The sequence below is a fragment of the Bacteroides sp. UBA939 genome (assembly GCF_002293435.1).
In the GTDB taxonomy this organism is placed as follows: Bacteria; Bacteroidota; Bacteroidia; order Bacteroidales; family Bacteroidaceae; genus Bacteroides.
In genome coordinates this window covers 1-9,061 of record NZ_DBDF01000052.1, presented here as the reverse complement: position 1 = coordinate 9,061, position 9,061 = coordinate 1, and the positions used below count along the sequence as shown (strand labels likewise).

Sequence of the window (9,061 nt, the reverse complement as noted above, 5' to 3'; positions counted from 1 at the left end):
GTGAGGGAGCAATGTGGGTTAATATTAATAACACATGAGAACAGCTATTTTATTTTCGTTTTTATTGGCATTATTTTCTTCGGATATTTGTGCGCAACGTATCCAATATGCCTATGATGCTGCCGGTAATCGGCTGACCCGCCAGATTTTGGTTCAAACAAGAGGAGTTTCGGATGGTGGCGAAGAAACGCCGTCAGTCTATGAGGAGGAACTATCTGAAAGCAAGATTACTATTTATCCTAATCCTACCCGTGGTATGCTCCAGGTTGATATTTCAGGCGTGGAGCAATTCGAAAATGCTCAAATCTCCATCTATGACCTTACCGGGAAGCAGTTGCGTCAATGGACAGGCATCTCCCGGTCTAATGTGATAGACATTTCTGACCGTTCGCCGGGGATATACATTATGCAGATTGCTTACAACGGTAATGTGAGCAGTTGGAAGATAATTAAAGAATAATATAACTAATATCTATAAACCATGAAAACATATCTATCAATATTACTTTCTGTATTACTGTTCCCGATGGCTGCGTACGGGCAGGTGTCGGGTAATACTATGGGAATACCGATAATGGCTGGGAATTTCAGTTCCGGTTTCAATTACACCAATTCGCAAAATACTGCTAATCAGTTTACTAATAATTATACCGGACGCCCCACCAATGACGTTTATTATAAATTTACTCTGAGTCAGAAAATGCAGGTTATCATACGTAATTGCGGTTCGGCGGTTGCTGATACCTATTTGAGTCTTTTGAACGCTTCAGGAACTTTGATAACCTCTAATGATAATTATAGCCTACTTGACGCTTGTGGTGACCCTCGGCAGGCTTGCATAAAAAGAGTGTTGGATGCCGGTACATATTATGCAGTATCGGAAGGATATAGTCAAAACGGCGTGATACAGACCCAAATATTGGGTATGTTAATACCTGTAGGAGATACCCGTGAGGATGCTATCTTTGTGAATACGTTTGATAATGATTTTGAATATTCAGATACTCGGAATACAGCCAATTATACCAATCAACACACTGGCTGGGCATCCAATGATATTTTTTATCGGTTCTCTCTTACCAAAAAGATGGATGTGACTCTAACCCATTGCGGTTCGGTTCTTTCGGATACCGAGATGTATTTATTGGATGCTTCGGGGAATACGATTGTATATAACGATAACTATTCCGGTGAGGGACAATGTTCATCCATGTATCATTCTTATATACGGAGATTGCTTGAACCGGGTACTTATTATGTTGTATCCGAAGGGAGCAATAGTACTAATCCGGGCGTTATAACCACAAATATTTCAGGTGTTGTATTCAACGAATTTAACTATCCTGACACTCCTAACTTGTACAGTTCCGAGCCTGAAGAAGTAGGTGGCGTTGGAGGGGCTTTCGATGTTTCTTCTACCGGGGGAGCTACCTATTCTATTCCTATCAAAGTTCCTCAAGGCGTAGGTGGTATGCAGCCTTCCCTCTCCATCGTGTACAACAGTCAGTCGGGAAATGGGATAGCGGGCTGGGGATGCAACCTGTCGGGTATATCTGTCATAACGCGTGGTCCCAAAACGATATATCATGACGGAACTGCCAAGGCGATGACCTTTTCCGCCGATGAGGCTTATTATTTGGATGGTAAGCGTTTGATTTATGCTTCCGGTACTGCCGGTCAGAATGGAGCCATATATTATCCTGAGTCCGACCCTTTTACTAAAGTGATAGTTCACGGAACTTACACTTCGAGCACGGCCAATACGTGGTTTGAAGTACAATTTTCTACCGGTCAGACGTATCATTATGGATACACAACCGGTGCACGGCAAAGCTATACCGTTGGTAATTCTTCGCGAATTTATGCGTGGTATCTGGATTGTGTGGAAGATCCCTTGGGTAATTATATGGATTATACCTATAACCAATGGAATTACTACATGTATCCCGCCACTATTACGTATGGGAATAACAAAAATGAAAGTAGTAGCCTGCAGAACACGGTTACTTTCAGTTATGAAACCCGTTCCAATGATCCGCAACCGTTCGTAATAGAGGGTGTAAAAGGAAGTATGGGTCACCGGCTGAAGACTATAACAAGCAAAACGGGTAGTTCAATTTACAGGAGTTACGAATTGGCATATACCACTGGTGATGCTTCCGGTACTAATTTTTCACGTTTGAGGAGTGTAACGGAGAAAAATGCTACCGGTGAAGCTTTAAAGCCTATCACATTGACTTGGTCTTATTTGCCTGCTATGAATAATTCTCCGATTACGCCTTTGGTAAATGCACCGACTTCTTATCCTGCGGTAGCTTTCTCCGATCAAGAGTTTATTGCCGGCGACTTTAATGGTGATGGTCTGACTGATATGGTGGGAATTGCTCCTGTCAAAATTCCGACAGGTCCTAACTCATGGACAAATGATACTCATGCTTATATTTATTGGGCCTCACTGAATGCTTCCGGAAATGTTCAGTTTACTTCCGGGACAAATTATAGCCTTGGGCCGGATTTTCAACTGGCGGATATGAAAGAATATAGAGCTGGAGCATCCGTTCTCGATTTTGATGGAGACGGTTGTAATGAGTTTATGGTCCCACATGTAAGTATTAATAATTATTGGAAGCAGATAGGTTTTTATATCTATGGGAATACAATTCAAGGTAATTTCGGATATAACCTGCTGCGTAGCAGTGAAATGCCTGTCTATGCAACCGGTGATTTTAATAATGATGGAAAAGGAGATGTCGTTTTCATTGAGAAAGGGCATAATGCCAATAAGTATCCCGGTGAAATCATCGGTCTTAAATCCGGAACAACTTTATATCGAGCGACATTTAACCTGACATTACCTTCCAAACCTGATAAAATATTCGTCTCTGACTTTAACGGTAACGGATTACAGGATTTGATAGTGATATACAATGGAGGGTACACCATCTTCTGGAATCAAGGCAATGGAATAACGGAAAACACGTTTTCGGATATCAAAAAAACCACAGGTACTGAACCTGCCGCAGGTACTGATTTTATCACAGTTAAAATGATTCGCCCCGGCGATTTCAATGGTGACGGTTTAATGGATTTCCTGATGAATATCAGCGATTCCAACATTTGGGCTTTTGCCTTAAACAATGGCAACGGAACTTTCACTATATTGCAGGCGTGCACGTTGAATGTTCATGAACAGAGTTACACAGAACATGATGATGCAAGGTTCGACTGTAGTGTCTATGATTTTGACTCTGACGGCAAATCCGATGTGGTGATAACCAAAACGATGTATGACTATCCGAATGTAAAACAAACATACACTTACTGGATGCGTTCTACGGGAAATGCGCTTACTCAGGTACGCTCTGCTACTTCCACGAGAGAAGACGACGCGCTTTCGTCCCGTTATATGGTGGGTGACTTTAACGGTGACGGACAGGCGGAACTGATGAATTATGGTTATGACTGTTATAATGGTAACAATGCTAACGGCAGTCCCGTATGGCGATTGTATCGTAACAGCACCTATAATGCCAACAGCGGAAAAGTAACATCCGTTATCGGTGACTATGGAAGTACAACCAATATCACTTATGCTTCTTTTGTCAATGGTGGTATCTATACCAAAGGATCAGGCAGCATTTATCCCGTTGTCGACTGCGCTTTCCCTTTACATGCTGTAAAGACGGTCACTGCAAATAATGGTGCAGCAAACAGTTCGTTGGTTACCAACTACCAGTACAATGGTCTGAAAGTACACCTGCAAGGAAAAGGAATGTTGGGAATAACTTCCATGACCGCTACAAACACCACTTTGGGTACAGTCTCGGAATCGGGGGTGCAGACTTGGGATACAACTTACCATATACCATCCGTTACCTACACCAAACAGACTGTAGGCGGAAATACGGCGGAAACCAATATTACACTTACCATTACGGACAAGGGTTCCAAAAAGTATTTCGCTTATCCATCCACGACTACTGAGAAAGATTTGGATGGAAACACGGTCACCACCACTCGTCAGTTTAATACTACCTACGGTTACATGACGGAAGAAAAGGCAGCTTACAATACTACCAATACCATGTATCGCACCGTTCAATACGGTAATTACATTCTTGCCGGCAAATCATATCGCCCTCAGTTAATAACCAGGATACAGAAACATGTGGACGACACGTCGCCTTTCACTCAGAAGACGCAAATTACATATAATGCATCTAAAGGATATCAGACCAAACTCATTGAGAATTATGATTCCTCATTACCTTTGACAACCGATTATACATACGATACTTGGGGGAATGTAAAGACCAAGAAAATCAGTGGTTCGGGAGTAACGACTCTTACCAACCTGTATGATTATGATGCAACCAAACGTTTTGTAACCAATGCTTATACTTCTCCGGCATCTTCCGTAGCCACTTATACGTATGACACTTGGGGAAACGTCCTGACCGAAAAAGACGAAAGCGACGCTTCCAATATATTAACTACCACGTACACTTATGATGGATGGGGAAACAGGACATCGACGCTCTTCCCGGATGATACAAAAGAAACCTATCATAGCGGATGGAATAACAGTTCAACCAAACGTTTCTTCACCCTTACTCAGGGTACAGGACAGCCTTGGGTGAAAACCTGGTATGATAACCGGGGACGCGAGGTGCTGGTGGAAAGCATCGGTCCTAGTAGTATAAATATTAAGAAGACCACTACTTACAACGGCAAAGGACTGGTATCGGGAAAACAGGTTCAAACGGGTGATCTTACTACAACGGAGAATTATACGTATGACGATCGAGGCCGGATACTTACTCATACCAACAGCGCCGGGAAACACTTTTCTTATGTGTACGGCAACCGGAGTGTTTCAACCAGTGCAAATAGTAGGATAACCATCAAGACCTATGACGCCTGGGGCGGAGTGAAATCCGTCACCGATCCTGTTCCGTCAAGTATCGCCTATACGTATAGTTCGGTGGGAAGTCCTAAGGCGATAACTGCCGGAGGCGCCAATTTTTCCATGACTTACGATGCCGGAACGGGAAAGCAGCTGACACTGGTCGACCCCAATGCCGGTACCACTACCTACACGTATGATGCTGCGGGTCGCGTGCTAACTCAGAAAGACGGAAACAATAAAACCACGACAAATACGTATGATGGTTTTAACCGATTGACTACTTCCGTAACAGGCGGAGTAACCACTAACTATACGTATGGCACTTCAGGTAACGCAAAGCTTCGGCTTACTAAAGAGAAGACGGGTAACAACTCCATCTCTTATACGTATGACAATTACGGTCGTGTGCAGACTGAAATCCGCGAGGTGGAGAATACGGGAACGTTGACATTCACGTATTCCTATAGCAATAAAGGGCAATTAAGTGGTATTACCTATCCCGGAGGTTTTACCTTGAGTCGTACGTACGACGCTTATGGCAATTTACAGTTAGTGGCACCGGGAATACAAGCAACCCCCTTGTGGATGTTTGTAAGTACTACCGGAACGGTTACCAGCGCCAGGCTTGGTAGCAGTCCCATCGTTGCTACCCAAACCCTCAATTCTCAAGGGTTGCTCACTAACCTGAAAGTGACGAAAAGTACCAATGTCGTTACCGCCATACACGATATGAACTATTCGTTTATCGGTGCCACCGGTAACTTGTCTTCCCGTACGGGCATGATTCCGCAAACGGAGATTTTCACTTATGACAGTGCGGATCGTTTGACCGGAGTGTCTCACAATGGTTCCGCGGTTATGAGCATAAGCTATCATCCCAATGGTAATATCAATACTAAAACGGGATTAGGAGCGTATAGTTATGATGGGAGTAAGCCTCATGCAGTAAAAACTGTTGAAAACACAAGTGGAATCATTTCTCAGAACAACCAGACCGTAACATATACGGCTTTCAACAAGGTGGCTTCCATCGCTGAGACGGTTGGCTCGGACAACTATCAATTGGATATCACGTATGGCCCCGACCGTCAACGATGGAAATCGGTCTTGAAGAAGAACAGTGCCGTAGTACGTACCATTGTTTATGCAGGTGATTATGAAATAGTAACCGAAGGCAGTGTTACGAAGCATCTGTATTACATCAGCGCTAATGACGGATTGGCTGCGGTTTACGTGAAGCAGTCCGGACAGGCGGATAAGATTTATTACGCCTATAAAGACCATCTGGGCAGTATTGTGAAGCTGGCGGATATTGGAGGTAATGAAGTGTTCAAGGCTTCTTACGATGTTTGGGGCAAACGCACGGTAACCAATAATACTTTCAAGTTCCATCGTGGTTATACGGGTCATGAACATCTGGATGAGTTTAACCTGATAGATATGAACGGACGTATGTACGATCCGTTGCTGGCAAGATTCCTGAGCCCTGACCCGTTTGTGCAGATGCCGGAGTTCTCGCAGAATTTTAACAGGTATTCGTACGCTTTCAATAATCCTCTTTCTTACGTTGACCCCACCGGAGAGTTTGCATGGTTCATTCCTGTAATCATTGGAGCGGTAGTTGGTGCTTATGCAGGTGCTTCAATTCAATCAGGGACGGCAGCGTTTTGGAATTGGAAGCCTGATGCTTGGAAAGGTGCTATTACAGGAGCATTTATTGGAGCTGCTGCAGGAGGAATGTTTTCAGCAGCGTTTGCGCCAGGTGGAATTGCTGGAATGACCTCGACTTCTTCCTTTCAGGCTACAGGAATGTTAACTACCGCAGGAGAAGCAACAAAAGCGTGGGGAATAACAAGCACCATCGTAAATAGTGCCAGTGTAAACATAGGTATGAATGCAATATCCGGTGGCGGATGGGATGGTGCTTGGAAAGCCGGACTTGTTGGGGCGGCCACAGGAGCTTGGAATGTAACTGGTGGTTTTGGAATGGTAAAGGCGTTTGGTGCTACTAATGAATTTGCTAAATTAGCTGGAAAGTTGGGTTATCAAATGATAGGAACGGCAGGAGCTTCTATTGGTGATAATTGGTCAATGGGAGAAAACCCATTCTCAAAAATAACATTGGGAGTAGGTCCTGTTAATTTAACTCTCGGTAAAGGACAAAGATTGTTACGATGGCAGAATAATTTAGGTAATATTATAACTAACACATTAGGCTTGGGGAATCTTGCTTTTGGTGGTAAAGCAAAATTTGATTGGAAAAACTTGGCTCCTGTTTATACCGGTGGTTTAATGGAATATATGGGTGGTGCTTGGGGGCCGTATTCTGTAATGGGGCCTGATGGGTTTACCCAAGAAAGTCTATCTCATGAAATGCACCATATTTGGCAGTCAAGAGCATTTGGCGATAGATTTTTACTTCATTATGGATTACAAGGTATAAGTGGAGCATTATTAGGTGGAAATATTTGGGATTTCATTTTGAGGAAGAACTATTTTGAAACACAAGGCTATGGAGGACATTGGTTTAACCCTTAATACATTAAGAATATGAAAGCAAAGATTTTCATCTTATTATTATCATTTTCGTTATTCTCCTGCGATCCTTATATCTTTAGAGTTGCAATAGATGGTAATAGTTTTGAAAAGAGTTTTAATTTTGAATGTGGCAAAATTGATATCTCTGGTCATGTACTTGCTAATAGTCAAACATCAATATTTCTAAAGTTTAATTTAAGTTCTCCTATTATGATAAATCCTGAAAACATGAAGGCAGTTCATAAAGGAGAATTACTTGCCGCAGAAGTCTTTTTGAGTAATGTGGGTCTTATGGACAAAGCGAAAGCTATCAATAACAACGATGAAGTTCGTATTATTATAGATCGGGTTATTAAAAGTGGCGATACAATAACAGTTAATATTGATGATTTTATTCTTTGTGCAGATATACCGTTCAATATTGGAGATGTAAATTTTATTTTTGTGCATCGTAACTAGGAATGGAATTCTATTTGATTTTATCAAATACCAAGAAGATGATGAAATGTTTAATAATAACGATTATGTTACTTTCCAATATAAACATCTTTGGACAGGTGCAGGATTTTAATGACATTCCGAAAGAAATCTTGGGGCAGTTAAATAAAATGGGCATTGATGATTCGTCTTTGTTGAATTGTTACGAGGGTGCTTATCTTAATGTGATTTTTAAAGATAGCTTATAAGAGTTATTGGTGGTAGCATTAAAAGGATTATTATGAAAATAGAAAGATTTATTTTATTATTACTTACTATTTGTTGTATTTCTTGTGATTACTCGAAACCATTTGTTATTGACGGAGAAAAGAAGTATGTATTATTTAGTGAATGCGGAAGAATGGAGATAGGTGGTTCTTCGTTATTTTCAAGAGCAGTGTTTATTACTTGTACATTTAGTGGGAACTATCTTATTAATACAGATTCATTAAAGATTAAAGCGTTTTCCAACAGAGATACAATTTGTGATATTTGTTTTACGTTAAATGACGAATACTTTACGGGCGGGAATAAAATAGAAATAAAAAATAGTGATGTTTTAGATCTCTCTTTTGAAGTATCAACAACTAGACCATTGGAAGATAAAAAAGTTTTGCTTTTACCTTCGGACTTTATTATGTGCGGTGATAAGCCTATTATAACTGACACAATTACGATCGCTTTGAAATGACAGATATAGGGTCAGAGAGATAATAGAGGTGGTGTTCAACGTGGAGATACAATGAAACAGGTGTTTGTTATACCCTGCGGTTATGTTCTTCTTCTAGAGTAATTCTTTCTTGTTTCTTATTATTCTGAATAAATTAAAATGTGGTAAGTAACAGAATATGTTTTCTGTTATCTTACCACATTCTTATTATCGCTATACCAGCACCTTCTTTCATTTATACTTCTGTGGAGTAGATTAGCTATCAAAATGATGCTATATTCTCTATTTTTGTAACTCGCCTCTTTTTTGAAAATCTCATTATAGGATATATTGCGAATGGTTTAGGAATAAGAATACATTATTCTTGTATATTATTTCATGTTTGAGGACTATTTATGCAAAAAAAGGATTGTTACCTACAGAGAGGATACTCACTACTTATAGGTAATTGACCAACTACTACTAAG

4 protein-coding genes are annotated in these 9,061 nt (G+C 41.1%); all 4 read left to right on the top strand.

Annotated features, from left to right (window positions below; all coding sequences use genetic code 11):
- Positions 1-34 precede the first annotated feature (34 nt).
- The 4 genes from B2Z67_RS03610 (at position 35) to B2Z67_RS03595 (ending at position 8,615) form a co-directional block, all read left to right on the top strand.
- Complete coding sequence (locus B2Z67_RS03610) at positions 35-460, top strand: T9SS type A sorting domain-containing protein (RefSeq protein ID WP_291528455.1); 426 nt, start codon at positions 35-37, stop codon at positions 458-460.
- A gap of 21 nt (positions 461-481) precedes the next feature.
- Positions 482-7,447, top strand: a complete 6,966-nt coding sequence (locus tag B2Z67_RS03605; RefSeq protein ID WP_291528454.1) for an FG-GAP-like repeat-containing protein — start codon at positions 482-484, stop codon at positions 7,445-7,447.
- Positions 7,448-7,459: 12 nt separating this feature from the next.
- On the top strand, positions 7,460-7,906 hold the full coding sequence (locus B2Z67_RS03600; RefSeq protein ID WP_291528453.1) for a hypothetical protein: 447 nt from the start codon (positions 7,460-7,462) through the stop codon (positions 7,904-7,906).
- A 259-nt stretch (positions 7,907-8,165) separates the two neighbouring features.
- Positions 8,166-8,615, top strand: a complete 450-nt coding sequence (locus B2Z67_RS03595; RefSeq protein WP_291528452.1) for a hypothetical protein — start codon at positions 8,166-8,168, stop codon at positions 8,613-8,615.
- Positions 8,616-9,061 lie beyond the last annotated feature (446 nt).

Excerpts from the sequence above, each read along its gene's own strand:
- B2Z67_RS03610 (WP_291528455.1), top strand. The coding sequence starts at position 35 with ATGAGAACAGCTATTTTATTTTCGTTTTTATTGGCATTATTTTCTTCG.
- B2Z67_RS03605 (WP_291528454.1), top strand. The coding sequence starts at position 482 with ATGAAAACATATCTATCAATATTACTTTCTGTATTACTGTTCCCGATG.
- B2Z67_RS03600 (WP_291528453.1), top strand. The coding sequence starts at position 7,460 with ATGAAAGCAAAGATTTTCATCTTATTATTATCATTTTCGTTATTCTCC.
- B2Z67_RS03595 (WP_291528452.1), top strand. The coding sequence starts at position 8,166 with ATGAAAATAGAAAGATTTATTTTATTATTACTTACTATTTGTTGTATT.